The organism is Streptomyces sp. NPDC007095, assembly GCF_040634475.1.
Lineage (GTDB): Bacteria > Actinomycetota > Actinomycetes > Streptomycetales > Streptomycetaceae > Streptomyces.
In genome coordinates this window covers 1-26,443 of record NZ_JBEYFS010000126.1, presented here as the reverse complement: position 1 = coordinate 26,443, position 26,443 = coordinate 1, and the positions used below count along the sequence as shown (strand labels likewise).

The following is a 26,443-nucleotide window of genomic DNA, read 5'->3' as shown; positions in this document are numbered from 1 at the left end:
CTAAGGGGCTTCGCCGATGAGCGACCGCAAGCTGGCCGGGCAGTTCTTCGACGCGGCGATCGGCCTGCTCCAGCAGGTGCGGGACGAGGACGCGGGAGACATCGAGGCGGCCGGCACCCTGATCGCCGACACCGTCGCGGGCGGCGGCCGGCTCTTCGCCTTCGGCGCCGGGCACTCCTCGCTCGCCGCGCAGGACGTCGTCTACCGCGCGGGCGGTCTGGCCCTGATGAACCTGCTCGCCGTGCCGGGCGTGGTCGGTGTCGACGTCATGCCGGCGACTCTGGGCTCGGCCCTGGAGCGGGTCGACGGCCTCGCGAGCGCGGTCCTGGACTCCAGCCCGGTCCGCGCCGGCGACGTACTCGTGATCATCTCCCTGTCCGGCCGCAACGCGCTCCCGGTCGAGATGGCCATGAACGCGCGGGCCCTGGGCGTGAAGGTCATCGGCGTCACCTCGGTCGCCTACGCCTCGGAGACGAAGTCCCGGCACGTCTCGGGGACGTACCTGAAGGACCACTGCGACATCGTCCTCGACTCGAAGATCGCGGTCGGCGACGCGGAACTGACCCTGAAGACGATCGAGGCGCCCTTCGCTCCCGCCTCCACGGTGGTCACGACGGCGCTCCTGCAGGCCGTCATGGCCACGGCCGCGGGCGCGCTGGCCGACCGGGGCATCGAGCCGCCCCTGCTCCGCTCGGGCAACGTCGACGGCGGCCACGAGTGGAACGGCCGGGTGATGACGGAGTACGGCGACCGGATCTTCTACCGCCGCTGAGCCGAGCGAGATCTTCCACCGCCGCCGGACCGAGCGAGATCTTCCACCGCCGCTGAGCCGACCGGGTGGTAAGCGGGTGGCGGTGCTACGTCCGTCCCGCCAACCCCTCCAGATCCAGCGCCATGGCGATGCGTACCGCCACGTCCTCCGCGTACGTCGCGTCCGTGCGCTCGAACTGGCTGCGCCCCGTACCCCGCAGAAACGTCACCACGCCCAGCGTGCGCCCCCGGCTGCGCAGGACCGCGCACAGGGCGTGCACCGAGTCCGGCGGCCACTGGCGGGCCGTGGCCCACTCCCGCATCCGCTCGGGGGTGATCTCACCGGAGCTGGCCCGCACGGACCCGGCCCGCTCCACGCACTGGAGCGCGGGATGCCCCTCGGCGTACCGCACGGGGAGTCCGGCCTTCCCGGTGAGCAGGCTCGGCCCGGGGGCCCCGGCGGGCGTGGTGGCGGCGCGTACCAGCCGTACGGGCCCGTCGTCGTCCCCCGCCGGCCACCCGCTCGCGACCCGGTCGATCAGCGCGTGGTCGGCGAACCCGGCGAGCGCGAAGTCGAGGTGGACGGTGGCGGCCTCCCCGGGGTCCTCGCACTCGGCCGCCGCCCGTGCGGCCCGGTGCAGCTGATTGGCCCTGAACCGCAGCAGGGCCGCCTCCTGCTCGGTGTGCTTGGCCTCGGTCACATCCTGGAAGAGCCACCCGACCCCGAGCGGAACCGGTTCTTCCGTGAGCGGCGAGGCGAGCCGCAGGAACCCGCTGCGCCAGCACCGCCGCTTCTCGCCCTCGGCCGACCGCACGCTCACCCACATCTCGGCGGGCGCGGGCGGCGCGCCCTCGGCAAGCACGTGCGTGAGCGCGCTCTCCAGTTCCTCGACCCCTTGGGAGAGCAGCTCCCCCAGCGGCCGTCCGAGCACCGCCGTACGCCCGATCCCCAGGGCTCGGGCCGCGTGCGCGTTGACGACGGCGGGCCGCAGGTCCGCGTCGACCAGGACCACACCCCAGCTGGCGTCCTCGAACAACGCCTCGCTCAGGGCGATGGACCGCTCGAGATCGATCTGCGCGTGCACCTCGCTGAAGGCGCAGTACACCCCGGCGGGCTTCCCGTCGGCTCCGCGCACGGCGGCGGACTGGGTCCGTACGAGCACGCGCCCGCCGTCCTTGGTCAGCAGCGCGAACTCGTGCACCTGGCGCCCGGGGGCCTCCATGGCGGACAGCAGCCGTGCCTCGACCTCCTCGGCGTCCGCGGTCCGCACGGCCCACCCGGCGAACCCGCGCCGCCCCACGGCCTCGGCCGCGGACCAGCCGAGAATCCGCTCGGCCTCGCGGTTCCAATGGGTGACGACCCCATCGGCATCGAACGCGCACAGCGCCGCGTCCATCCCGTCCAGCAGCGCGGCAAGCAGATCGGAACCAGCCGGCTCGGGCTCGTCCGGCCCCAGCTCGTCGGTGGTCCCACTACGCCGGGAAGCACTCACCTGGACCCCCTGCAGGCTGCGTCCGCACGTACGGCGAGACAGTTCGCTCACTCGCCTTCATTCAACTCGAACGTGACCCAGCCCACATCGTGTTCCCCAAAGATTGGACGAAATCGTTGTACGCAGGGATTCCGCCCCCTCAGCCCCAGGAATCGCGCCCCGCCCACCCATCGAAGTGGCCGTCCCAGGCTCCTGCCCAACAGCCGCTCCGGCCATCCGTTCGACGCCCGCGCACGCGAACTGCTCGCGAAGGGAAGAGCGGTGGTGGTGCGGTACGTGCCGTTCGCGATCCGCTTGAAAGATCGTCTGCTCGAGGACTCCACCATCGCCGGAGTGGCGGTGCGCGTCGACCCGGGAAGCTGTGGGACGGGAATCGTCGTGACTACGGACACGGAGCAGCTGGACCACACCACGGGGCACGGGCACTCAGCGCACCGAGGCCTGTTCGCGGTCGAGCTGAACCACCGCGGCGCTCAGATCCGCGACGGCATGAAGCGTCGGGCGGGCTACCGGCGTCGGCGGCGCAGCGGGAATCCCGTTACCGCGCGCCCCGATTCGACAGCAGAAGGCGACCGGCGGGCCGGCTCGCACCGTCCCTGCGGCACCGGGTCGAGGGCACGATCGGCCAGGTCAGCCGCCACATCGGACGCGTCGCCGTCCGCGCCAACGGGTGCCACAGCATTCCCGCCAGGCGGCCACGCAGGCACCAGCCACAAGAACCTGCGCCTCCTCCAGCGGGCTGACGGATACGCGTACGGCACCAGGTTCGAAAAACCTGTTGAGCCGCGTTCGATCAGTTCCTAAGGTGGGCCGTACGCCGAAGGGAGGTGATCGGGTACATGTATGAAACCCGGACTAGCGAGGTGGCTGCGGGCTAGCGGCCCGTCACCACATCGAGTGCGGTGCCGGACCAGCGCTTGAAGTGAGCGCGCAGCCGGCCCCAATCCCAAGCAGTCACCCGACCCGCGAGCTCGCCGGTACGTCCGGCCGGCTCCTCCGCCGTGAGGCGGGGGGACCCGAGCTCGCGGGTCGTCTGCGTTTCGCAGGGCATGTGAGGTGGGGCACATGCGTTTCGCGGGGTCCGCAGTACTCTTGGGCCATGCTTCCGATGCTCGTTCGACGCCGGCACGTGGACTTCGTGCGCGTCACAAGCATGGGCTGTCGGGCTTCTTCCTGACCTCGGCCCCCTCTCTTCCCCTTGGCACCCGTGGCCCCCGCCCCACCCCTGGCGGCCGCCCGGGCACCCGTACACCCTGCGGACGCACCTCATGACGACGAACACGTCTTCTGCTCAGGACCAGCAGAGCCGGCAGCACCGGCCGTACCAGCAGCTTCCGATCATCGATCTCTCCGCGGCCGACCGCGGCCCCCAGGCCCGTGCCCTGCTGCACGCTCAGTTGCACAGCGCCGCCCACGACGTGGGCTTCTTCCAGCTCGTCGGGCACGGGGTGACCGAGGGCGAGACCGCCGCCCTGCTCGACTCCATGCACCGGTTCTTCGCGCTGCCCGAGGCCGAGCGGCTCGCCCTCGACAACGTCAACTCGCCGCACTTCCGCGGGTACACGCGCACCGGCGACGAGCGCACGGGCGGCAGCCGGGACTGGCGGGACCAGCTCGACATAGGGGCCGAGCGGCCCGCGCGCAGGCCCGGTCCGGGCGAGGCCGCCTACTGGTGGCTGGAGGGGCCCAACCAGTGGCCGGCCACGCTGCCGGAGCTGCGGGCCGCCGCGCTGGCATGGATCGACCGGCTCAGCTCGGTCGCGGCCCGCCTGCTGCGCGAGCTGCTCACCGCGATCGGGGCGCCCGCCGACTTCTACGAGCCGGTCTTCGGCGAGCGGGCCCATCCGCATCTGAAGCTCGTGCGGTATCCGGGCAGCGCGGGCGACGGCGCTGACCAGGGCGTGGGCGCGCACAAGGACTACGGATTCCTGACGCTGCTGCTCCAGGACCAGGTCGGCGGCCTTCAGGTGCAGCGCGAGGACGGCCTCTTCCACGAGGTGCCGCCGCTGCCGGGAGCGTTCGTGGTCAACCTGGGCGAGCTGCTGGAAGTGGCCACCAACGGGTACCTCGTCGCCACCAACCACCGCGTCGTCAGTCCGCCCGGGGCCACCGAGCGGTTCTCCGTGCCCTTCTTCTACAACCCGCGCCTGGACGCGCGCGTGGAGCCGCTGCCCTTCCCGCACGCCTCCGCCGCGCCCGGCGTCACCGACGACCCGGCGAACCCCCTGTTCGCGGAGTACGGCTTCAACGAGCTGAAGGGCAAGCTGCGGGCCCACCCGCTGGTCGCCACCCGTCATCACGCGGAGCTGCTCACCCCCGCGTGATGACCGGCAGACCCGGTGAGTGGGCTCAGAGGGCTCAGAGGGCTCAGAGGGCTCAATGCACTGAGCGCACTCAGTGGGCTCAGTGCGCGATGTCCTCGTAGCCCTCGATCTCCTGGGGGCTGCGCGGACCGGGGCCCATATAGCGCGCGGACGGCCGTACGAGCCGTCCCGTGCGCTTCTGCTCCAGGATGTGCGCCGACCAGCCTGCCGTACGGGCGCAGGTGAACATGGATGTGAACATGTGCGCCGGGACCTCGGCGAAGTCGAGCATGATCGCGGCCCAGAACTCGACGTTCGTCGCCAGGACGCGGTCCGGGCGGCGCGCGTGGAGCTCCTCCAGGGCCGCCTTCTCCAGCGCCTCGGCGATCTCGAAGCGGGGGGCGCCGAGCTCGCGGGCGGTACGGCGCAGGACACGGGCGCGCGGGTCCTCGGCGCGGTAGACGCGGTGGCCGAAGCCCATCAGGCGTTCGCCCTTGTCGAGGGCCTTCTTGACGTAGGCCTCCGCGTCGCCCGTGCGCTCGATCTCCTCGATCATGCCGAGGACGCGGGAGGGCGCGCCGCCGTGCAGCGGCCCGGACATGGCCCCGACGGCGCCGGAGAGGGCGGCGGCGACATCCGCGCCCGTCGACGCGATGACGCGGGCGGTGAAGGTGGACGCGTTCATGCCGTGCTCGGCGGCGGACGTCCAGTAGGCGTCCACGGCCGCGACGTGCTTGGGGTCGGGCTCGCCGCGCCAGCGGATCATGAAGCGTTCGACGACGGAGTGCGCCTTGTCGATCTCGCTCTGCGGAACCATGGGCCGGCCCTGGCCGCGGGCGGACTGGGCGACGTACGAGAGGGCCATGACGGCGGCGCGGGCGAGATCCTCGCGGGCCTGGGCCTCGTCGATGTCGAGGAGGGGTTTGAGGCCCCAGACGGGGGCGAGCATGGCGAGCGCGGACTGCACGTCGACGCGGATGTCGCCGGAGTGGACGGGGATCGGGAACGGCTCGGCGGGCGGCAGTCCGGGGTTGAAGGCGCCGTCGACGAGGAGGCCCCACACGTTTCCGAAGGAGACGTGGCCGACCAGATCCTCGATGTCGACGCCCCGGTACCGGAGTGCGCCGCCCTCCTTGTCGGGTTCGGCGATCTCCGTCTCGAACGCGACGACTCCTTCGAGTCCGGGTACGAAGTCGGACATCAGGCGGCTCCTCGTGATGTGTACGACGGGGGTTTATGGGGGGTCACGGTGGGGGTGTCGGTGGGGGCGGGTCTTGCGGTCGGAAGGGGAAACCGTGCGTCGGTGACGGGTGGTCGACGTCCGGCTCCACGGTCGGCTCGTGGACTCGCGGTCCGGTACGTCTTCCCGGTGATGCCCCGTGCGGCCGGCGGTCATCCCACCGCAACCGTGGCAGCACCATATCCCCGAGTGCCACCTTTGGGGAGGCCCTGCGGCACTCAGTGCCACCCACTGTCACTCAATGCCGTACCGGGATACGGCAAGATGACCGCGTGACCGACCGCGACCGCCTCCCGGATGAATCCGCCGCCGAGCCCCTCGTCCTGCGCGCTGCGGAAGCCGCCGCCGCAGAAGCCACGGGCGACGCCGAAGAACTCGCCGCCGACCCCGCCGCGATGCGCGCCCACTACCGCGCCGAGGGGCTCGTCGAGGCCGATCTCGCCGCGCATCCCATGGACCAGTTCGCCCGCTGGTTCAAGCAGGCCGCGCAGGCCTCCGTGCAGGGCATGGTGTACGAGCCGAACGCGATGATCGTCTCCACGGCGGACGCGGAGGGCCGGCCCAGCTCACGCACGGTGCTGCTCAAGCAGTACGACGAGCAGGGCTTCGTCTTCTACACCAACTACGACTCCCGCAAGGCCCGCGAGCTGTCCGAGAACCCGTACGTCTCGCTGCTCTTCCCCTGGCACCCGATGGCCCGCCAGGTCATCGTCACCGGAACGGCGCGGCGCACCGGACGCGACGAGACCGCCGGGTACTTCCGCACCCGCCCGCACGGCTCCCAGCTCGGCGCGTGGGCCAGCCCCCAGTCCTCGGTCATCTCCTCCCGGGACGAGCTCGACGCCGCCTACGAGGAGTTGAGCGCCCGCTACCCGGAGGGCGAGCAGGTCCCCGTGCCCCCGCACTGGGGCGGCTTCCGCGTCGCCCCCCGGACGGTCGAGTTCTGGCAGGGCCGCGAGAACCGCCTCCACGACCGGCTGCGGTACGTGGCGGAGCCGGACGGCAGCTGGCGGGCGGAGCGCCTCGGTCCGTGACGTCGGCGGGGCTCAGCCCAGCGCCTCGTCCAGCAGTACGCCCCACTGCGCCACCACCCGTTCCCGTCGCCCCCCGTCGTTCGTGAGGAGGTTGGCGAGACCGAGGCCGCGGGACATGTCCAGGAGTCCCTGGACCGTTTCGCGTACGCCCGGGCGGGATTCGTCGGCGGCGAGGAGTTCCACGGCGATCCGGTGGGTCTCGCGGCCCACGCGGGCCTCCAGCTCGGTGACCCTCGGGCGGAGCTGCTCCTCGTTGGAGGCGGCGACCCAGAGGTGGAGGGCGGCGCGGAAGAGGGGGCCGGTGTAGAGGTCGACCAGGGCCGCGACCACCTCGCGGCGGTCGGCGGCACCCTCCGGGAACAGGGCGCGCAGTGCGGTGGAGCGCTCCTCGGCGACGTACTCCACCGCCGCGGTGAACAGGTCCTCGCGGGTGCGGAAGTGGTGCTGGGCGGCCCCCCGGGACACTCCCGCGCGCTCGGCGACGACGGAGACCGTGGAGCCCGCCCAGCCGTGCTCGGCGAGACAGGCCACGGCGGCCGCGAGCAGCCGCTGCCGGGTGGCGCGGCTGCGGTCCTGCTTGGGAACATGCGGAAGCCGGGGACTGCGGGGGGCGATTTCGGCAGGCTCTGTCGCGTCCGTCGACGCGTCCGTGGCGTCCGTCGACGCGTCCGTGGGCTCCGCGCGCTCCGCGGCTTCCGTCGTGCTCACACCACCCATGCGGGATCCCGTCGTTCGAGGAAGGCCGTCATCCCCTCGCGGGCTTGCGCGGAGGAGAACAGTTCGGCCGAGAGCGCGGTCAGGGCGCCCGCGTCCCGGTCGAAGGCCTCCAGCACCCTAGCCGTGAGCAGCCGTTTCGTCTCGGCCAGGCCTTGGGGGGAGGCGCGGCGCAGGCCGTCCAGGACGGGTTCCAGGGTGACGTCGACGTCGTCGCCGGTCGCCGTCAGGATGCCCGTCCGTACTGCCTCCGCCGCGTCGAAACGTTCGCCCGTGAGGTAGTAGCGGGCAAGGGCGCGGGGGTCCGTCCGGGGCAGCAGGGGAAGGGAGATCACGGCGGGCGCGACGCCGATGCGTACCTCCGTGAAGGCGAACGTGGCCTCCTTGGAGGCGATCGCCAGATCGCAGGCTCCGAGGAGTCCCAGTCCGCCCGCCCGCACATGGCCCGTCACCCGGGCCACCACGGGCTTGTGCAGCTCGACGATCTGCCGCAGCAGGGCGACGAGCGCGTCCGGGTGCGGGGGGTCGCGCAGGTCGGCGCCCGCGCAGAACGTGTTGCCCGTGTGGGCGAGGACTACGGCGCGGACGTCACGGTCCTTGCCGCACCGGGTGAGCCCGTCCGCGAGCTCGCCCACTAGGGCGGCGGAGAGGGCGTTGCGGTTGGCGGGCGCGTCGAGGGTGAGCGTGGTGACGGCGCGGTCGTGCGCCACGCGGACAACCGGTTCAACGGTCATGACAGGCCTCGCAGTTCCCGGCGCAGGATCTTTCCGGAGGCCGCACGTGGGACGGCGTCGATGAAGGTGACGCCGCGGACCCTCTTGTACGGGGCGACGCGCTCGGCGACGTACATCATCACCTCTCCTTCGGAGAGGCCGGTGACGTCGGAGAGGTCCGCCGCCGGACCGGCAGGGCCGGCCCCGGACGGCCGGCGCACCACAAAGGCGTGCGGGACTTCGTTGTTGTCCTCGTTGTAGACCCCGATGACCGCGGCGTCCGCGATGCCGGGGTGGGTGAGGAGCAGGGCCTCCAGTTCGGCGGGCGCGACCTGGAAGCCCTTGTACTTGATGAGCTCCTTGACGCGGTCGACCACGAACAGCCAGCCCTCGGTGTCCACGTGACCGACGTCTCCGGTGTGCAGCCAGCCGTCCGGGTCGATCATCGCGGCGGTGGCGTCGGGCTGCCCCAGATAGCCCTTCATGACCTGGGGACCGCGGATGACGATCTCGCCCGCCTCCCCGACTCCCAGGTCCTTGTCGGGGTCGTCGAGGGAGACGATGCGCATCTCGGTGCCCGCGACGAGCCTGCCGACCGTTCCCGGGGGCGCGTCCTGGGCGGCGTCCAGGGGGACCAGGTGCGTGCAGGGAGACAGTTCCGTCATCCCGTAGCCCTGGCCGATGGGCGGCAGCCCGAGCCGCTCGGCGCAGGCCAGCGCGAGCTTGGCGTCCAGGGGCGCGGCGGAGGAAATGATGTACTTCAGGGACGACAGGTCGTAGCGCGCGACGGCCGGGTGCTTGGCCAGGGCCAGCACGATCGGCGGCGCCACGAACAAGCCGCTGATGCGGTGCTTCTCTATGGCCGCGAGGAAGGTGTCGAGGTCGAAGCGGGGCAGTACGACGACGGTGGCGCCCTGCCTGAGGGGTGCGTTCATCAGGGCCGTCAGCCCGTAGATGTGGAAGAAGGGCAGCACCGCGAGGATGCGCTCGCCCTCGCCCATCGGCAAGAAGGGCACCAGCTGCGCCAGATTGGTGGCGATGGACCGGTGGGTGAGCATCACCCCCTTGGGTGTGCCGGTCGTCCCGGAGGAGTACGGCAGGGCCGCGACGTCCGTGACCGGGTCGATGTCGATCTCCGGTTCGGGCGCGGTCGAACCGAGCAGATCGATCAGCGAGCGATGCCCCGGCGCGCTGTCGCAGACGAAGATCTCCCGCACTCCGCCGGCGAGCTCGGCGGCCTGCCGCGCGGCCTCCAGGAGGGGCGACACGGTCACGATCCAGTTCGCGGCGCTGTCCCGCAGCTGTTTGGCGAACTCCTCGGGCGTGGCGAGCGGGTGCACGGTCGTGACCGACGCCCCCGCGCGCGTGGCGGCGTAGAACGCCGTCGGGAAGGCGATGGTGTTCGGGCTGTGCAGGGCGAGGACGTCGCCCTTGCGGACGCCCGCGTCGGCGAACGCGGCGGCCAGCCGCCGGTGGAACCGGTCCAGTTGCCCATAGGTGAGCGTGGTGCCGTCGACTCCGTCGATCAGCGCGGGCGTGTCGCTGCGCTCGGCGGCGCGGCCGAGGACCGCCTCGTGAATGGGTTCCTCTACGGCCGGGACTTCGGCGTACTCGCTGCGGAACACGGTTCCTCCTGGAGCGGCTCGTGGAGCGGCGGGCTAGTACGACTTGGGCAGGCCCAGGGTCTGGTGGGAGACGTAGTTGAGAATCATCTCCCGGCTCACCGGAGCAATACGAGCCACGCGCGAGGCCGTTATCAACGAGGCGAGGCCGAATTCTCGGGTGAGGCCGTTGCCGCCGAGGGTGTGCACGGACTGGTCGACGGCCCTCACACAGGCCTCGCCCGCCGCGTACTTGGCCATGTTGGCGGCCTCACCTGCGGCGGCGTCGTCCCCGGAGTCGTACAGGTACGCCGCCTTCTGCATCATCAGGCGGGCGAGTTCGAGGTCGATGTGGGCCTGTGCGAGAGGGTGGGCGACGGCCTGGTGGGCGCCGATGGGCTGCTTCCAGACGGTGCGCTCGCGGGCGTACTCGACGGCCCTGGAGAGCGCGTAGCGGCCCATGCCGATCGCGAACGCGGCCGTCATCACGCGCTCGGGGTTGAGTCCCGCGAAGAGCTGCAGCAGGCCCGCGTCCTCGTCGCCGACGAGCGCGTCGGCGGGCAGCCGCACGTCGTCGAGGGTCAGCTCGAACTGCTTCTCCGCGCTGTGGAGTTCCATGTCGATCCGGCGCCGCCCGAAGCCGTCGGCGTCGCGCGGGACGATGAACAGACAGGGCTTGAGGCGGCCCGTCCGCGCGTCCTCCGTGCGTCCCACGATGAGGGTGGCGTCCGCGATGTCGACGCCGGAGATGAACACCTTGCGACCGCTGAGCAGCCAGTCGGCGCCGTCCCGGCGGGCGGTGGTGGTGATGCGGTGCGAGTTGGAACCCGCGTCGGGTTCGGTGATGCCGAAGGCCATGGCGCGGGTGCCGTCGGCCAGGGCCGGGAGCCACTCCTGCTTCTGGGCGTCCGTGCCGAAGCGGGCGATCACCGTGCCGCAGATCGCCGGCGACACGACCATCATCAGGAGCGGGCAGCCCGCGGCGCCGAGTTCTTCCAGGACGATGGAGAGTTCGGCTATGCCGCCGCCCCCGCCACCGTACGCCTCCGGCAGGTTGACGCCGAGGTAGCCGAGCTTGGCCGCCTCGGACCAGAGGGCGTTGATGTCGTAGTCGCGGCCGTGGCGTTTGCCGAGGGCGGCCACGGCGGATCGGAGGGCCTTGTGTTCTTCGGTCTCTGTTGCGGGGCTCATGGGGGCTCCTGGGTCCGTCTTCACGATGCGGGTTGTTCGTGGCTGGTCGCGCCCACGCGGCGGAGCCGCATGATGTGACAGCCCCGCGCCCCTCTTCGGGGCGCTCTTCTCACGGAGTTGGATCTACAACCGCCAGCAGGGTTCCGACCTCGACCTGTTGGCCGGGGGTGGCGTGGAGGGCCGTGAGCGTGCCTGCCGTCGGCGCGGAGATCTTGTGTTCCATCTTCATCGCCTCCAGCCACAGGAGGGGCTCTCCGGCCCGTACGGCGGCTCCCGTGGCCAGTCCCTCGGCGACGCGGACGACGGTTCCGGGCATGGGGGCCAGGAGGGAGCCGGGGGCCTGCTGGGCGGTGGGGTCGGGGAAGCGGGGCAGGGCGGTGAGGGCGGTGGCGTTCACGAACACCTGGTCGCCGTACCGCGTCACCTCGAACTTCCGCCGTACGCCGTCCACTTCGAGTACGACGAGACGGGCGTCGGCGTGCACCACGCGCACCCCGTCGGCCGTGAGGCCCTCACGGGTGTGCCGGTAGCGCACCTCGTACTCGGTGCCGGCCAGGTCGTAGCGCTTGACCTGGGGCTGCGAGGGGAGGTTGCGCCAGCCGCCGAACCGGGAGCGGGAGTGGCCCCGCGCGTCCGCCAGGGCCGCCGCCAGGGGCGCGTGGGGGTCCGGGGCCGGCGTCGTGAGGGCGGCGAGGTGGCGCTCGTAGAACCCGGTGTCCATGCGCGCCTCGGCGAACTCCGGGTGCCGCAAGGAGCGTACGAGCAGATCCCTGTTGGTCGCCGGGCCGTGGACGTCGGCCCGCTCCAGGGAACCCGACAGCTTGCGCAGGGCCTGCGCGCGCGTGGGCGCGTACGCGATCACCTTCGCCAGCATCGGGTCGTAGTGGACGCCGATCGGGTCGCCGTCGGTGTAACCGGTGTCCAGGCGGACGCCCTCCGGGACGGCGAGGCGGTGCAGGGTGCCGGTCTGCGGCGCCCAGGCCCGCGCCGGGTCCTCGGCGTACAGGCGGGCCTCGATCGCATGCCCACGCGCGCGTGGCGGGTCGTCCGCGAGCGCCGCGCCCTCCGCCACCTGGATCTGGAGCGCGACGAGATCGACGCCGAAGACCGCCTCCGTCACCGGGTGTTCGACCTGGAGTCGGGTGTTCATCTCCAGGAAGTGGGCCTTGCCGTCGGCGACCAGGAACTCGACCGTTCCCGCGCCCACGTAGTCGACGGCTCGGGCGGCCCGCACGGACAGGTCGTAGAGGGTTTCCGTCAGGTCTCCGAGACCGGGGGCCGGGGCCTCCTCGACGACCTTCTGGTGGCGGCGCTGGAGGGAGCAGTCGCGGGTGCCGAGCGTCCAGACCGTGCCGTGCGTGTCGGCGAGGATCTGCACTTCCACATGCCGACCGCCCTCTACGTAGGGCTCGACGAAGACCTCGCCGTCTCCGAAGGCGCTGAGGGCCTCGGCGCGGGCGGCGCTCAGCTCGGCGTCGAGGGCGTCGAGTTCACGTACGACGCGCATGCCGCGTCCGCCGCCGCCCGCGGCCGCCTTGACGAGCACCGGGAGATCAACGGCGGTGACCGTCTCCAGCGGTTCGAGCCCCATCAGTTTCTTGGCGCGCGTCTTGGAGGCCATCGCCTCGATGGCCTCGGGCGGCGGCCCGATCCAGACGAGGCCCGCGTCGAGGACGGACCGCGCGAAGTCGGCGTTCTCGGAGAGGAAGCCGTACCCGGGGTGCACGGCGTCCACGCCGGCGCTCAGGGCCGCCTTCACGATCAGATCGCCGCGCAGATACGTGTCCGAGGGCGCCGCCCCCGGCAGCCGTACCGCCTCGTCGGCCACACGCGTGTGGAGGGCGTTCTCGTCGGCGTCCGAGTACACGGCGACCGTCCGGATCCCCGCCTCACGGCACGTGCGGAAGACCCGGCAGGCGATCTCGCCCCGGTTGGCCACGAGGACGGAGCCGATCACTCGGCCGATCGCTGGGCTGGTCGTTGGGCTGGTCACTGGGGAGACCTCACATCCGGAAGACGCCGAAGCCACCGCGCGCACCCTCATAGGGGGCCGTGTGGATCGCGGACAGGCACAGGCCGAGGACGGTGCGGGTGTCGCGGGGGTCGATGACCCCGTCGTCGTACAGCCGCCCGGACAGGAACATCGGCAGGGACTCCGACTCGATCTGCTGCTCCACCATGGCGCGCAGGGCCGCGTCGGCGTCCTCGTCGTAGGGCTGTCCCTTGGCCGCGGCCGACTGCCGGGCGACGATCGAGAGGACGCCCGCGAGCTGCTGGGGGCCCATGACGGCGGACTTGGCGCTGGGCCAGGCGAACAGGAAGCGCGGGTCGTAGGCACGCCCGCACATGCCGTAGTGACCGGCTCCGTAGGAGGCCCCCATGAGGACGGACAGGTGGGGGACCTTCGAATTGGAGACGGCGTTGATCATCATCGCGCCGTGCTTGATGATCCCGCCCTGCTCGTACTCCTTGCCGACCATGTAGCCGGTGGTGTTGTGCAGGAAGAGAAGGGGGATGTCGCGCTGGTTGGCGAGCTGGATGAACTGGGCGGCCTTCTGGGACTCGGCGCTGAACAGCACTCCCTGGGCGTTGGCCAGGATACCGACGGGATAGCCGTGGAGGGTTGCCCAGCCGGTCGTGAGGCTCGTCCCGTAGAGGGGCTTGAACTCGTCGAAGTCGGAGCCGTCGACAACGCGGGCGATGACCTCGCGCGGGTCGAAGGGGTGTCGGAGGTCGCCGGGAACGATCCCCAGGAGCTCGTCCTCGTCGTACTTGGGGGGCGCGGCCGGACCGGGATCGCCGAACGCCTTGCGGTGGTTGAGCCGGGCGACCACGCGCCTGGCCTGACGGAGGGCGTCCTGTTCGTCTACGGCGAAGTAGTCCGCGAGACCCGACACGCGCGCGTGCATCTCGGCGCCGCCCAGGGACTCGTCGTCGCTCTCCTCGCCGGTCGCCATCTTCACCAGCGGCGGCCCGCCCAGGAAGACCTTCGCCCGCTCCTTGACCATGATCACGTGGTCGGACATGCCGGGGATGTACGCGCCTCCGGCGGTGGAGTTCCCGAAGACGACGGCGACGGTCGGGATCCCCGCCGCCGACAACCTGGTGAGGTCGCGGAAAATCGCTCCCCCGGGGATGAAGATCTCCTTCTGCGACGGCAGATCGGCGCCGCCCGACTCCACCAGGCTGATGCAGGGCAGCCGGTTGGCGAGGGCGATGTCGTTGGCCCGCAGGGCCTTCTTCAGGCTCCAGGGGTTGCTGGCGCCGCCCCGCACGGTCGGGTCGTTCGCGGTGATCAGGCACTCCACGCCCTCGACGACCCCGATCCCGGTCACCAGCGACGCGCCGACCGCGTACTCGCCCCCCCAGGCCGCGAGCGGCGACAGCTCCAGGAACGGTGTGTCGGGGTCGAGCAGCAGCTCGATGCGTTCACGGGCGAGCAGCTTGCCGCGCTTGCGGTGCCGGGCCACGTACTTCTCGCCGCCGCCCGCGAGCGCCTTGGCGTGCTCGGCGTCCAGCTCGGCGAGCTTGGCGAGCATCGTCTCGCGGTGGGCGGTGTAGTCGGGGGCGGCGGTGTCCAGGGCGGACGCCAGGACCGTCACAGCAGGGCCTCCGGGATGTCGAGGTGGCGGGAGCGGAGCCATTCGCCCAGGGCCTTGGCCTGGGGGTCGAAGCGGTGCTGGGAGGCGACGCCTTCGCCGAGGATTCCTTCGACGACGAAGTTGAGGGCGCGGAGGTTCGGCAGAGTGTGACGGACAACTTTCAGATGACAGCTTTCAGTTATCAGATTCTGAAATCTGTCAGCTGTCAGCTGATGAACCAACCAGCGCCACGCGTCATCCGATCGCACCCACACCCCGACATTCGCGTTCCCGCCCTTGTCCCCGCTGCGCGCACCCGCGACCACGCCAAGAGGAGCGCGTCTCGTCGGCCCCGGAGGGAGCGGTTCGGGCAGGGCGGGCGCGGGCGCGGGTTCGAGTACGAGGGTGTCGATGGCCGGAGCGACCTGCACCCGGCGCCCGTCATGGAGGACCGCCACGTGCTCCACGGAGTCTTGGGGGACGTACACGTCCTCGAAGACCCCGTACGGGGAGCCCTTTCCCGGCGGCGCGATCACATGGAAGCCGGGGTAGCTCGCCAGCGCGAGTTCGATGGCGGCGCCGCTGAGGGTGCGGCCCACCGCGTCCTGGTCCCGGTCGCGTACGACGAGGCGCAGGAGGGCGCTCGCGGTCTCCTCCGTGGGGGCGTCGGGGTGGTCGGTGCGGGCGAGGTCCCAGCGGACCTCGGAGGGGCGGGACTTCGCGGCATCCAGCGCGGCTTCCATCTGGTCCCGGACGAGGGCGGCCTTCGCCTCGATGCCGAGGCCGGTGAGGACGAAGACGACTTCGTTGCGGTAGCCGCCGAGGCGGTTGAGGCCGACCTTGAGGGTGGGGGGCGGGGCCTCGCCGCGTACACCGGAGATGCGGACGCGGTCGGGGGCCTCCTGGGTGAGGCGGACCGAGTCGAGGCGGGCGGTGCCGTCGGGGCCCGCGTACCGGGCGCCGGAGGTCTCGTACAGGAGTTGCGCGGTGACCGTGCCGATGTCCACGAGGCCGCCGGTGCCGTCGTGTTTGGTGATGACGCTGGTGCCGTCCTCGTGGAGTTCGGCGAGCGGGAAGCCGGGGTGGCGAAGTCGCGCCGGGTCGTGGTCGGTGAAGAAGGCGTAGTTGCCGCCGGTGGCCTGGGTGCCGCATTCCAGGACGTGACCGGCGACGACGGCGCCGGCGAGGCGGTCGTACGCGTCCGGCGCCCAGCCGAAGTGGGCGACGGCGGGCCCGGTGACCAGCGCCGCGTCCGTGACCCGCCCGGTCACCACGATGTCCGCTCCCTCGCGCAGACAGGCGGCGATCCCGGCACCGCCGAGGTAGGCGTGCGCGGCGAGGCTCCTGGGGTGGCCGGCGGTCAGGTCGTCGCCCTCGACGTGGGCGACGCGCGCCGGTATGCCGAGACGGTCCGACAACTGCCGTACGGCGTCGGCGAGTCCGGCGGGGTTGAGGCCGCCCGCGTTCGCCACGATCCGCACGCCCCGCTCGAGTGCGAGGCCGAGACATTCCTCCAACTGGCTCAGGAAGGTGCGGGCGTAGCCGCCGGAGGGGTTCTTGAGGCGGTCGCGGCCGAGGATGAGCATGGTCAGTTCGGCGAGATAGTCGCCGGTGAGAACGTCCAGGGGCCCGCCGGTGAGCATCTCGCGCATCGCGTCGAAGCGGTCGCCGTAGAAGCCGGAGGCGTTGCCTATGCGGAGGGGCGCGACGGTCACTTGGCGTCTCCCTTGGACTCGCGCCCCTGTCCCGGCGGCCCCGCGAAGGCCTGCGCGATGTCCAGCCAGCGGTCGGCGTCGGGGCCGTCCGCCCGTACGGCGAGGTCGTCGCGGTGGGCCCGTTGGGTGACCAGGAGACAGAAGTCCAGGGCGGGGCCGGTGACTCGCTGGGGGGCCTCTTCGGGCCCGTAGGTCCACAACTCGCCTTGGGGGCCACGCAGTTCGACGCGGAACTCGCCGGCGGGCGGGGTGAGCCCCCGTACGTGGAAGGCGAAGTCCCGGGCCCGTACGCCGATGCGGGCGACGTGGCGGAGGCGGTCGGTGGGGGTGCGCGTCACGCCCAGCGCGTCCGCGACGTCCTGGCCGTGGGCCCAGGTCTCCATCAGACGGCCGGTGGCCATGGAGGCGACCGACATGGGCGGGCCGTACCAGGGGAAACGGGTGCCAGCGGGGGCCGCGCGGAGGGCCTCTTCCAGCGCCGTTCGCCCCGCCCGCCAGTCGTCGAGCAGCGTGGCGGGCGGCAGCCCGGCCCCCTCCTCCGCGCCCTCGTCCACGAATCCGCCGGGCGAGGCCATCGCCTTCTCGACCTCCTTGGCGAAGGCCTCGGCGTCCGTCACGGCGAGCAGGGCGGAACGGTCCGTCCAGGCCAGGTGGGCGATCTGGTGAGCGACGGTCCAGCCGGCGGCGGGAGTGGCGAGCGCCCAGCGTTCTTCCGCCAAGTCCCTTACCAACAGGTCGAGTTCTTCGCTCTCCCGGTGCAGATCGTCGATCACTGACGACGGGTCGGACACGATGGAGCTCCCCTCGGGGCACGACGGTGTGCGGGGTCTTTCCGAGTGCGTTCTGGAGCATGACAGTGGGTGTGGAAACAAGCAAGCATGCTTGCATTATTGATTCTCATACCTGAGAGCATCCGCGTGACCACTCTCGGCTACCGCATGCATGTCGTTCCCACCGCGAGGTGACCGCCCCATGGTCCATATCCGCGCTCTCGATCCCAGCGCCTCGCCGTTGGACTACTTCGGCGCGGAGTTGCGCCGCAAGAGGGAGGAAGCGGGGCTCAGGCAGGGCGAGTTGGGTGCGTGCATTTTTTGCACGGGGTCTCTGGTCGGGCAGATCGAGACGGCGAAGAAGGTTCCCACCAGGGATTTCAGCGAGCGGGTGGATGCGGCGCTGGGGACGGACGGGTTCTTTTCGCGGTTGGCCGGGCTGGTGTCGCGGAGTCAGTTGCCGCATTGGTTCCAGCCGTATGCGGAGATGGAGGCGAAGGCGGCGTACGTCTCCACGTATCAGAGGCAGCTGGTGTACGGGCTGATCGCCCGCGTGATGGAGGAGCGTTATGGCAACGAACCGGGACCTGACCAGCGCGACGTGACGTAAGTCGTCGTACAGCGGCTACACCGGGGGCGAGTGCGTCGAGTGCGCCCCCCTCGGCACCGCCGCCTGGCGTAAGTCGTCCTGCAGCGGTGACACCGGCGGTGATTGTGTCGAGGTCGCCGACCTCACCCCCCACATAGCCGTCCGCGACTCCAAGAACCCGAGCCACGGCACCCTGACCCTCACGCCGGAGGCCTTCGTCACGTTCGTGGCGGCGGCCGGAGGCGCGTTCGTCTAGGTCGCCAGTGGGTCCGGCCCGCGTTCCGGCGGATACGGAATGCGGGCCTGGCGCTCAACAGGCGCTGCTGACCTCACAGGATGGGATCAATGGTGATCTGCCAGACGGAGACAAGTTCCGCTCGTGGCGTGATCATGTAAACGAAGAAGCCTCCGTCCACGAACGCATGCTTGGCGCCCTCATCCGCTCCCTGACAGGCGGCCCCATGGAGATGGACGGCTTCGGCAGCTCTCACAAGCTCGTCCGCCTTCTTCTCCACCTCGGCGATGAACGCGGGTGGAGCACCGGTCGCCACCGTCTCCTCGTCCGGGACGTATTCCCACTGCCAGGTCACGCGTCGCGCACCGCTTTGGCTGCGTCACGGTAGATGCCGCTGGCCATGGTCAGATGCTCTTGAGCTTCGTCCAGCGCGGTCGCCAGATGGGCAAGGTATTCGGCGCGGTGGTACGCCTTCGCCGCCTCCGGGTGTCGCTCGATCTCGATGAGCGCGGCCCAGTGGTCAAGGTACGCGTGGACGGGCTTGATGGAACCGTGTTCCACGGCCTCGGCCAGGGCCTGGTCTTTGGCCTGGTCATAGGCGGCCAGGAGCTGGGGAGCAACGACAGCGCAGGCAGCGCGGAGGGCTCCCGGAGTGCGCTCCGGGCGGGGGATCAGCGGCCTGTCACCTGCCGCTTCGGCGTGCTGCACGCTCGCGCTGTCCTTCCCTTCGTCGCGTCGATGCCGCTGGCGGACTGACCCTCTCCCCTCTCTCTCACATCCGACGGAGGCGTGAGGTGCTGGAGGCCCGGGGCATGAATCCGACTCTAGCGTTCACCACAATCCCTCGCGGAACGGTTTGCGCTTTCCGCTCACTCGTTTCCGATATGCCCAGGCATCAGCTCAAGACGTCCGCTCGACGCCCAGCCCCTTCGCCCTGCCCCGCCCCACCTGCGTCCGTACCGCCCCCATGCTCGCGGCGATGACCAGGGCGATCGCGAGGGCCTCGGTGGTGGAGAGGGCCTGGTCCAGGACGAGGAAGCCGGCGGTCGCGGCGACGGCGGGCTCCAGGCTCATCAGGATGGCGAAGGTGGCGGCGGGCAGGCGGCGCAACGCGAGCAGTTCGAGCGTGTACGGCAGCACGGAGGACATCACGGCGACCGCGCCGCCCAGGGCCACGGTCGTCGGGTTGATCAGCCGGGTCCCGGACTCGGCGATCCCCAGCGGCAGGAACGCCGCCGCCGCGACCACCATGGCGAGCGCGAGCCCGTCCGCCTGGGGAAAGCGCCGGCCCGTACGCGCGCTGAAGACGATGTACGCCGCCCACATCGCGCCCGCGGACAGGGCGAAGGCGACGCCGACCGGGTCGAGGGAGCCGAAGCCTCCGCCGCCGAGCAGGAAGACGCCGCCGAGGGCGAGGCCCGCCCAGAGGAGGTTCAGGGCGCGGCGGGAGGTGATGACCGAGAGGACGAGCGGGCCGCAGACCTCGAGGGTGACGGCGGGGCCCAGCGGGATACGGGCGACCGACTGGTAGAAGAGGCCGTTCATCGCGGCCATGGTGAGACCGAAGATCACGACCGTGCCCCAGTCCGCCCGCGAGTGCCCGCGCACCTTGGGCCGGCAGACGGCCATCAGCACGATCGCGGCCACCAGGAGGCGCAGGGTGACGACCCCGAGCGCGCCCGCGCGTGGCATGAGGGCGACCGCCAGCGCGCCGCCGAACTGCACCGAGACGCCTCCGGCCAGGACCAGCCCCACGGGGCCGAGGGCACCCCACCGGTTCGGGGCGCCCTCGCCCGGGGCGGGCGCGGGCGCCATCGCCGGGGCGGCCGGGGCTGCGCTGAGGGTATCCAACGACTCCTGCTTTTCTGTGTGTCACTGCGTGTGGGTGCGTATGGGTGAGCGTGTCCCGCTCTGCTTGGTTGCGACCAATGGACTGTCCTGATGTTCGAGGTGGGAACGGGTGACCTTTCTCGGTGCGGCTCGTTGACCTGTGCAACAAGCGGATCAAAGGGCGGTCGGGGGTGAGTGTGGTGCGCGGGAGCGGGGAGCGGTCGGTTTCGGGACTGCGGGTACCGGCTGGGCCGTTTGTCGCCGCGGGCCCGTCGGGTGTGGCGGTGCGTGACCGGCTGAGACACCTCACAGCCGAGGACGAGAGGGTGCTGCGGCTGGTTGGCGCGCACCTTGGCGTGCTCGCCTCGCGGGATCTCAAGGCGCGGTGCGCGGACGGCCTGGAGCATTCCGCGGACACGTGGGCCGCTCGGAAGCGGGAGTTGACGCCGTTGTCTTCGTCCCGGTGGGCCGGGTCGGTCACCAAGGCCAGCCACGATCAGTGGGCGCTGTCGCGGCGTTGCCGCGTGGCGCACATTCACAGCCTGGAGGCCGGGATCAGGGCGATCCGGCATCGCCTGTCGCTGCCCGTGGGCGAGAGGGGATCCCGGCATGCTGCGGGCGGCTACCGGTCCGCGAGGGAGTGGCACGCGAAGTCGCGTCGGCTCGCAGTGTTGGAGGACCGGCACACGGCGGCCGTTGAGGACTGGCAGGCCGGACGGGTTCACGCGGTGCGAGGCGGCAAACGGTTGGCGAGTGCCCGGCACCACCTGGCCGAGGCCGGGCTCACCGAGGCACAGTGGCGGCAGCGGTGGGAGGCGGAGCGCTGGTTCCTCGCCGCTGACGGGGAATCCGGGAAGCGGTACGGGAACGAGACCATCCGCGTCACGCCGGACGGTGAGATCAGTATCAAGCTGCCTGCCCCGCTGGCGGAACTCGCCAACTCCGGGCACCGTCGGTACGTCCTCGCTTCCCGAGTCACCTTCCCGCACCGGGGTCCGGAGTGGGCCGACCGCGTGGAGGCCAACCGGGCCGTCGCCTACCGTATCCACCTGGATGTCGCGCGGGGCCGCTGGTACCTGACCGCCTGCTGGCAGTACGCGGCCGCCCCTGCGATCCCGCTGGAGGCGGCCCTGGCGCACGGTGTGATCGGGGTGGACACCAACGCCGACCACCTCGCCGCGTGGCGCCTCGACCACCACGGCAATCCCGTTGGCAGTCCACGCCGCTTCTTCTACGACCTGACCGGCAACGCGGATCACCGCGACGCCCAGGTCCGCCACGCCCTGTCTCGCCTGCTGAACTGGGCCAGGACGTGCGGTGTGAAGGCCATCGCCGTTGAGGATCTGGACTTCACCGCCGAGAAGACAAGGGAGAAGCACGGCCGCAAGAAGCGGTTTAGGCAGCTGATCTCCGGCATGCCCACCGGCAAGCTCCGTGCCCGCCTCACCTCGATGGCCGACGCGACCGGCATCGCGGTCATCGCCGTCGATCCCGCTTACACCTCCGCATGGGGCGCCCAACACTGGCGGCGCCCCACGACCAGTAGCACCCGCAAGACCAGCCGACACGATGCGGCGAGCATCGCGATCGGCAGGCGCGCCCAGGGACACCCGATCCGGCGACGGACGGCACCGCCCCACGACGACCAGAGCGATCGTCGTGGGCATCGGACCGGCCAGGCCCGACCGGGCGTCCTCGGGCGTGAGGGAACCCGTCCCCGTGTTCCCGGACCGCGCACACGATGCGCCGGGCCCGGACACGGCGCGTATGCGGGGGACCAGCGTGTCCAACACCGTTCGGGACACGCGGCTGAGCATGAGATCTGGCAACAGGACTCACTCCCGCTCAGTCTCTAGAAACGGTGTTCACGGGGCCTTCCAGGGGCTCGACTCAGAAGTCGTGCATCAAGGTGCACTTCTCAGTCCACAGTAATGGACCAAGTCAGGCGCGTGAACCCCTTATGCGCCTGTCCAGGGTGTCCCGTCGCGGAAGAGGGGCCGACCGTCGGGCAGATAGCCGTCAAGGGGGTCCCGCAGTGGATCGGGATCGGGGAGAGGGGCGGGGAGGGGGTCGGGAAACGCGCCGGGGTACCAGGCTCCCTCGGCCCCGTACCGCCCGGCGGCTCCGTGGTACGCGTACTGCGGAGCCGCTTCCGCCACGAAGCCCCCCGCGTAATCCACCGGCACCCCCGCAGGCACCCCGGTCGGCGCCCCCACCGGCATCCCCGTCGGCATGCCCACCGGCATGCCCACCGGCATGCCCACCGGCATCCCCACCGGCATACCCACCGGCACCGCGCCGCCCACCGGAACCTCCGCCTCCGTGAACAGCGGCAGCCGCAGCTCACCGGTGTCCATCAGCGCGTTGTTCTGCGATCCGTGCAGACGGGCGTACGCGCCGCCGCGGGCCAGGAGTTCGTCGTGGCGGCCGGTTTCGACCACACGGCCGCGGTCGACGACGAGGATGCGGTCGGCGTCGGGCGCCAGGTTGAGGTCGTGGGTGATCATGATCGTCGTACGGCCCTGCATCAGACGCCGCAGCGGCTTGATCACGCGGCGCGCTGCCATCGCGTCCAGGCCGGTCGTCGGTTCGTCGAGGACGAGGACCGGGGCGTCGCGCAGGATGGCGCGGGCGATGGCGAGCCGTTGGAGCTGGCCGCCGGAGAGGCGGGCCGAGTTGGGGTCGATCTTGGTGTCGTATCCGTCGGGCAGCTTCATGATGAAGTCGTGCGCGTCGGCAGCGCGCGCGGCCTCCACGAGCGCCTCGTCGCTCGCGCCGGGGCGCCCGCAGCCGATATTGGCGCGGACGGTGTCGTGCAGGACGAGGGTCTCCTGCGGCAGCAGCGTGACGTACTCGCGCAGCCGGGCCAGCGGGAAGTCGCCCACCGGGACGCCGTCGAGGAGGACTGAGCCGGCGTCCGGGTCGTAGAAGCGCAGGAGGAGCTTGGACACGGTGGACTTGCCCGCGCCGCTCGGGCCGGTGACGATCACCAGCTCGCCGGGGCTGACCGTGAAGGACAGACCGCGCAGGGCGTCGCTCTCCGCGCCGGGGTAGCGGAAGGTGGCGTCGCGGACCTCCACGGCGCCGTCGGGGCGGCCGAGCCGGCTCTCCGCCGAGCTCGTCGGGTCGGCGACCGCGGGCCGCACATCGAGAATCTCGATCAGCCGTTCGGCACCGGCGGTGGCGGCGGCGATGGTCAGACCGAGCTGGGCCAGGCCGCGCACGGGCGGGTAGAGGTAGCCGAGGAACGCGGCGAAGGCGAGCAGCTGGCCGAGGGTCATCCGGCCGCCGGAGATCTCCCACACGCCGAGGCCGATGACCGCGAGCACGCAGATCGTCTCGATGACCTGGACGAGCTGCTCGTACAGCTCGTTGAGGCGCCCGGAGCGCACGGAGGCCCTGAACCAGGCGTTCGCCTCCTGGTTCAGCCGCCGCCGCTCGGCGTCGCGGCGGCCGTACGCCTGGGTGAGGACGATGTTGCCGAGGGACTCCTCGACGACGGAGGTGATCGCGCCGTCGGCGACCCGGCCGTCGCGCGAGACGGACTTGATGGAGCCGGAGAAGCGGCGGGCGGCCAGCCAGAACACGGGTGCGAGCACGAAGGTCGCCGCGGCCAGGTCCCAGCGCAGCCAGAAGGCGGCCGCCGCGTAGAACAGCGCGCTGAACGCCGCCGACGCCGCGCCCACGAGCCCGGACACGACCATCGTCTCGATCGACTCGACGTCGCTGGTCAGCCGGGACAACAGATCGCCCTGGCGGTGGCGTTGGAAGAAGTGCGGAGGCAACTGCTGTACGTGGTCGAAGACGTGCTCGCGCAGCCGCATCACGAAGCGCTCGGTGACCCAGGTGGCGAGGGAGTTGCCCGCGTAGGCGACGGCGGCGCCGAGCACGGCGACGGCCAGCCATTCGACGGCCGGGGCCCAGAACGCGGCCAGTGAGCCCTGTTGCAGGGCGTGGTCGGTCAGATCGCCGAAGAGGAGGATCGCGGCGGTCTCGGCGAGTGCGGCGAGCACCGTGCACAGCCAGATGGCCAGCAGCCAGCTCCGCAGCCCCTTGGTCAGCGGCCAGAAGCGCCGGAAGGCGGTACGGGCGGGAATGGTCGGCGTGTCGTGGTCGAGTTCGTCCTCGTCCTCGTCCTCGTATTCGTCGTCCGCGTCCGCGTATTCCTCGTACTCCTGATTCTGCCTTTGCCGGGTCATGGCCCTCCTCGATCAAATTGCAGGCCGTGCCGTGGAATTTCCGTTCGCCGCCGGAATCGTTTATGGCAGCCCCACCAAAAGAGAGAGGCCGACGGCGCACCGTCGGCCTCTCCGCTACCGCCCGATCAGCGTTCGTCGTTGGGGAACGGCTTGGGGAGCGGCTTGTGCGCCTTCTTGCGCGGCTTCGGCGCCGGCGGAGGCGGGAGCTGCTTCGACTTGGGCTTGGGGGGCAGGGGGGCAAGCTTCTTGAAGCTCATGCCAACTCCTTGAGGTTTCTGGCTACGCAATAGCGAGCGCAATAGTGCGATGGTGCGAGAATTCTCTATGGAAACGGGCGGGAATTCTTGGTCGTCACCTCGGTTTTCCCTGCTGCCCGACATGAAGGAACCTACACGCCCCGCACCCCAAGGCACAGCAAAATGCAGCACATGACGACTGTGAATCCCCTTATGAAACCTGAGAGTTGCCCAAAAAACCTGGGTATTGCTTATCCACGCCGTCAGTCCGTCCCTTGGTCGCCCTCCAGGTCCGCCCCTCGGTCCGCCCCTCGGTCCAGCGCCTCGGCCAGCGCCTCCGCCAGATGGCGCCCCTTGCGCCCCGCCAGCTGTTCCAGCTGTGTGCGGCAGGAGAAACCGTCCGCGAGAAGCAGGGTGTCGGGCGTGGCGGCCCGCACGGCCGGGAGCAGCTGTTCCTCCGCGCAGGTCTTCGACACCTCGTAATGGCCCTTCTCGAAGCCGAAGTTGCCCGCGAGTCCGCAGCAGCCGCCCGCGAGGGAGCCGCTGAGGCCCGCCGCCTCGCGCAGCCGGCGGTCGGCGGCGTCGCCGAGGACGGCGTGCTGGTGGCAGTGGGTCTGGCCGGTCACCGGACGGTCCAGGTCCGGGGGTGACCAGTCCGGGGCGAGACGCTCCAGGGCCTCGGCGAACGTCAGCACCGCCGAGGCGAGGCGCGCCGCGCGCGGGTCGTCGTGGAGGAGCTCCGGGAGGTCCGTGCGCAGGGCGGCGGCGCAGCTCGGTTCCAGGACGACGACGGCGGGTGGCCGCGGGTGGACGTCCGGGTCCAGGAACACGCCCATCAGGTCGAGCGTGCGGCGCATCACCGCGCGGGCCCGGTCGAGTTGGCCCGTGGAGACGTACGTCAGTCCGCAGCAGACGTGGCCCCGCGCGCCCACCGACCAGGGGAGGTGCGAGAGCGACACGCTCTCCCCGGCCCGCGGCGTCCGCCTGCGCATCGCCACGGTCGGCGGGAGCATCACGTCCACCCCGGCCGCCTCCAGCACCCGTACGGCCGCCTGCCCCACGGAGGGCGACAGGTGCTCGGTGAAGGTGTCCGGCCAGAGGAACGCCACCTCCCTCGGGGACCTGTCGAGTTCCGCCTCGGGGCCGTACACCCCCTCGCGCATCATCCGCCGCACCCGCTCCTTGAACCGCCGCCCCCACCACCGGCTGAACGTCTCCGGCGCCAGGCGCGGGATCTCACGCTCGGGTGCGATCCCGCCGAGCCGTTTGGCGAGCGCCGCGAACGGCCCTACGGACGCGAGGGAGTTGAGCAGCGGGGCCGTTCTCGTGCGGTCGGCCAGGCGCAGCCACACCGGCAGCCGGCCCATCGTGTAGTGCGCGGCGGGGCGCCTCCTGCCTTCGTAGTGGTGGTGCAGGAACTCCGCCTTGTACGTGGCCATGTCGACGCCCACCGGGCAGTCGGACCGGCAGCCCTTGCAGGACAGGCACAGGTCGAGCGCGTCCCGGACCTCGGTCGAGCGCCAGCCGTCGGTGACCACCTCGCCGGCGAGCATCTCGTGCAACAGCCGGGCCCGTCCCCGCGTGGAGTGCTCCTCCTCGCCCGTCGCCCGGAACGACGGGCACATGACGCCCGCGTCGGCGGCCGTCGTACGGCACTTGGCGACCCCCACGCATCTGCGCACCGCGGCCGAGAAGTCCCCGCCGTCCGCCGGATATCCGAACACCACGTCCACCGGCTCGCGCGGCAGCACCGCGAACCGCAGGTTCTCGTCCAGCCGGTGCGGGCGCACCAGCATGCCGGGGTTGAGCAGGTCGTCCGGGTCCCAGAGGTCCTTGGCCCGCTCGAAGAGGCCGACCAGCTCCGTGCCGTACATCCTGGGCAGCAGTTCGGCCCGTGCCTGCCCGTCCCCGTGCTCGCCCGAGAGGGAGCCCCCGTGGGAGACCACCAGTTCGGCCAGTTCCCCGGAGAAGCGGCGGAAGCGGCCGATGCCCGCACTGGTCAGCAGGTCGAAGTCGATGCGGACGTGGATGCAGCCGTCGCCGAAGTGCCCGTACGGGGTGCCGCGCAGGCCGTAGGCGCTCAGCAGGTGCCGGAAGTCGCGCAGATACGCGCCGAGCCGGGCCGGCGGCACCGCGCAGTCCTCCCAGCCCGGCCCGCGAGGCCTGGGGCGCGCTGCGCGACCGGCTGCCCGTCCAGCTCGGTGACGTCAGTCAGCAGGTCTCGTCGGTGTTCGCCGCCATAGACGAAG

At 71.3% G+C, this 26,443-nt stretch carries 19 protein-coding genes and 4 pseudogenes; 7 read left to right on the top strand and 16 right to left on the bottom strand.

Going from position 1 to position 26,443, the window contains the following annotated elements; translation table 11 throughout:
* Nucleotides 1–16: 16 nt before the first annotated feature.
* Nucleotides 17–772: an SIS domain-containing protein gene (locus ABZ656_RS34770; RefSeq protein ID WP_101404413.1), complete on the top strand. Its 756-nt coding sequence runs from the start codon at nucleotides 17–19 to the stop codon at nucleotides 770–772.
* A gap of 85 nt (nucleotides 773–857) precedes the next feature.
* On the opposite strand, the gene ABZ656_RS34765 is transcribed toward ABZ656_RS34770, so the two are convergent.
* Nucleotides 858–2,243, bottom strand: coding sequence for a PAS domain-containing protein (locus ABZ656_RS34765; protein WP_101404412.1), 1,386 nt, complete (start codon nucleotides 2,241–2,243; stop codon nucleotides 858–860).
* A 72-nt stretch (nucleotides 2,244–2,315) separates the two neighbouring features.
* Here ABZ656_RS34765 and ABZ656_RS34760 point away from each other — a divergent pair.
* Together ABZ656_RS34760 and ABZ656_RS34755 are read left to right on the top strand one after the other, a co-directional pair.
* A pseudogene (locus ABZ656_RS34760) lies at nucleotides 2,316–2,986 on the top strand (RRXRR domain-containing protein).
* Nucleotides 2,987–3,511: 525 nt separating this feature from the next.
* Complete coding sequence (locus tag ABZ656_RS34755) at nucleotides 3,512–4,567, top strand: 2-oxoglutarate and iron-dependent oxygenase domain-containing protein (protein WP_101404411.1); 1,056 nt, start codon at nucleotides 3,512–3,514, stop codon at nucleotides 4,565–4,567.
* Nucleotides 4,568–4,646: 79 nt separating this feature from the next.
* Here ABZ656_RS34755 and ABZ656_RS34750 read toward each other — a convergent pair whose 3' ends face one another.
* Nucleotides 4,647–5,747: a citrate synthase 2 gene (locus ABZ656_RS34750; RefSeq protein ID WP_360273330.1), complete on the bottom strand. Its 1,101-nt coding sequence runs from the start codon at nucleotides 5,745–5,747 to the stop codon at nucleotides 4,647–4,649.
* Nucleotides 5,748–6,181: 434 nt separating this feature from the next.
* Between ABZ656_RS34750 and pdxH the strand changes: the two genes are divergently transcribed.
* Nucleotides 6,182–6,820 carry a pyridoxamine 5'-phosphate oxidase gene (gene pdxH, locus ABZ656_RS34745; protein WP_101408017.1) on the top strand — a complete coding sequence of 213 codons (639 nt, stop codon included), beginning with the start codon at nucleotides 6,182–6,184 and terminating at the stop codon, nucleotides 6,818–6,820.
* 12 nt (nucleotides 6,821–6,832) lie between these two features.
* Here pdxH and ABZ656_RS34740 read toward each other — a convergent pair whose 3' ends face one another.
* From ABZ656_RS34740 to ABZ656_RS34705, 8 genes are all read right to left on the bottom strand, one after another.
* Entirely contained in the window at nucleotides 6,833–7,435 is a 603-nt protein-coding gene (locus tag ABZ656_RS34740; RefSeq protein ID WP_075027416.1) for a TetR/AcrR family transcriptional regulator, read from the bottom strand.
* 89 nt (nucleotides 7,436–7,524) lie between these two features.
* On the bottom strand, nucleotides 7,525–8,268 hold the full coding sequence (locus tag ABZ656_RS34735; RefSeq protein ID WP_101404409.1) for an enoyl-CoA hydratase family protein: 744 nt from the start codon (nucleotides 8,266–8,268) through the stop codon (nucleotides 7,525–7,527).
* A complete protein-coding gene (locus ABZ656_RS34730) occupies nucleotides 8,265–9,872 on the bottom strand; it encodes a 4-coumarate--CoA ligase family protein (protein WP_360273327.1) in 1,608 nt (535 codons plus the stop codon). The genes ABZ656_RS34735 and ABZ656_RS34730 overlap by 4 nt, the downstream gene beginning before the upstream one ends.
* Before the next feature lie 33 nt (nucleotides 9,873–9,905).
* Nucleotides 9,906–11,039 (bottom strand): acyl-CoA dehydrogenase family protein, encoded by a 1,134-nt coding sequence (locus ABZ656_RS34725; RefSeq protein ID WP_360273324.1) that lies wholly within the window; start codon nucleotides 11,037–11,039, stop codon nucleotides 9,906–9,908.
* Between the two features lie 109 nt (nucleotides 11,040–11,148).
* Nucleotides 11,149–12,996, bottom strand: coding sequence for a biotin carboxylase N-terminal domain-containing protein (locus tag ABZ656_RS34720; RefSeq protein ID WP_360273343.1), 1,848 nt, complete (start codon nucleotides 12,994–12,996; stop codon nucleotides 11,149–11,151).
* Between the two features lie 46 nt (nucleotides 12,997–13,042).
* On the bottom strand, nucleotides 13,043–14,641 hold the full coding sequence (locus ABZ656_RS34715; protein WP_360273322.1) for a carboxyl transferase domain-containing protein: 1,599 nt from the start codon (nucleotides 14,639–14,641) through the stop codon (nucleotides 13,043–13,045).
* Nucleotides 14,638–16,335: an acyclic terpene utilization AtuA family protein gene (locus ABZ656_RS34710; RefSeq protein WP_360273319.1), complete on the bottom strand. Its 1,698-nt coding sequence runs from the start codon at nucleotides 16,333–16,335 to the stop codon at nucleotides 14,638–14,640. The genes ABZ656_RS34715 and ABZ656_RS34710 overlap by 4 nt, the downstream gene beginning before the upstream one ends.
* A complete protein-coding gene (locus tag ABZ656_RS34705) occupies nucleotides 16,332–17,126 on the bottom strand; it encodes a TIGR03084 family metal-binding protein (RefSeq protein WP_360273316.1) in 795 nt (264 codons plus the stop codon). The genes ABZ656_RS34710 and ABZ656_RS34705 overlap by 4 nt, the downstream gene beginning before the upstream one ends.
* Before the next feature lie 181 nt (nucleotides 17,127–17,307).
* On the opposite strand from ABZ656_RS34705, the pseudogene ABZ656_RS34700 reads away from it, so the two are divergent.
* Nucleotides 17,308–17,652, top strand: a pseudogene (locus ABZ656_RS34700) (helix-turn-helix transcriptional regulator); the annotation flags it as partial.
* Between the two features lie 22 nt (nucleotides 17,653–17,674).
* Nucleotides 17,675–17,950: pseudogene (locus ABZ656_RS34695) on the top strand (DUF397 domain-containing protein).
* Nucleotides 17,951–18,023: 73 nt separating this feature from the next.
* On the opposite strand, the gene ABZ656_RS34690 reads toward ABZ656_RS34695, so the two are convergent.
* The 3 genes from ABZ656_RS34690 to ABZ656_RS34680 form a co-directional block, all read right to left on the bottom strand.
* Nucleotides 18,024–18,284, bottom strand: coding sequence for a hypothetical protein (locus tag ABZ656_RS34690; protein WP_360273313.1), 261 nt, complete (start codon nucleotides 18,282–18,284; stop codon nucleotides 18,024–18,026).
* Entirely contained in the window at nucleotides 18,281–18,637 is a 357-nt protein-coding gene (locus ABZ656_RS34685; protein WP_101404400.1) for a DUF6247 family protein, read from the bottom strand. Before ABZ656_RS34685 ends, ABZ656_RS34690 begins: the two co-directional genes overlap by 4 nt.
* A 192-nt stretch (nucleotides 18,638–18,829) precedes the next feature.
* Nucleotides 18,830–19,744 carry an EamA family transporter gene (locus ABZ656_RS34680; protein WP_101404399.1) on the bottom strand — a complete coding sequence of 305 codons (915 nt, stop codon included), beginning with the start codon at nucleotides 19,742–19,744 and terminating at the stop codon, nucleotides 18,830–18,832.
* 215 nt (nucleotides 19,745–19,959) lie between these two features.
* On the opposite strand from ABZ656_RS34680, the gene ABZ656_RS34675 reads away from it, so the two are divergent.
* Nucleotides 19,960–21,615 carry an IS200/IS605 family accessory protein TnpB-related protein gene (locus ABZ656_RS34675; protein ID WP_360273340.1) on the top strand — a complete coding sequence of 552 codons (1,656 nt, stop codon included), beginning with the start codon at nucleotides 19,960–19,962 and terminating at the stop codon, nucleotides 21,613–21,615.
* A gap of 102 nt (nucleotides 21,616–21,717) precedes the next feature.
* Here ABZ656_RS34675 and ABZ656_RS34670 read toward each other — a convergent pair whose 3' ends face one another.
* From ABZ656_RS34670 to ABZ656_RS34660, 3 genes and pseudogenes are all read right to left on the bottom strand, one after another.
* Entirely contained in the window at nucleotides 21,718–23,958 is a 2,241-nt protein-coding gene (locus ABZ656_RS34670; RefSeq protein ID WP_360273310.1) for an ABC transporter ATP-binding protein, read from the bottom strand.
* A 125-nt stretch (nucleotides 23,959–24,083) separates the two neighbouring features.
* Complete coding sequence (locus ABZ656_RS34665) at nucleotides 24,084–24,215, bottom strand: hypothetical protein (RefSeq protein WP_256258009.1); 132 nt, start codon at nucleotides 24,213–24,215, stop codon at nucleotides 24,084–24,086.
* Nucleotides 24,216–24,457: 242 nt separating this feature from the next.
* Nucleotides 24,458–26,347 (bottom strand): annotated as a pseudogene (locus ABZ656_RS34660) (FAD-linked oxidase C-terminal domain-containing protein); the annotation flags it as partial.
* Nucleotides 26,348–26,443 lie beyond the last annotated feature (96 nt).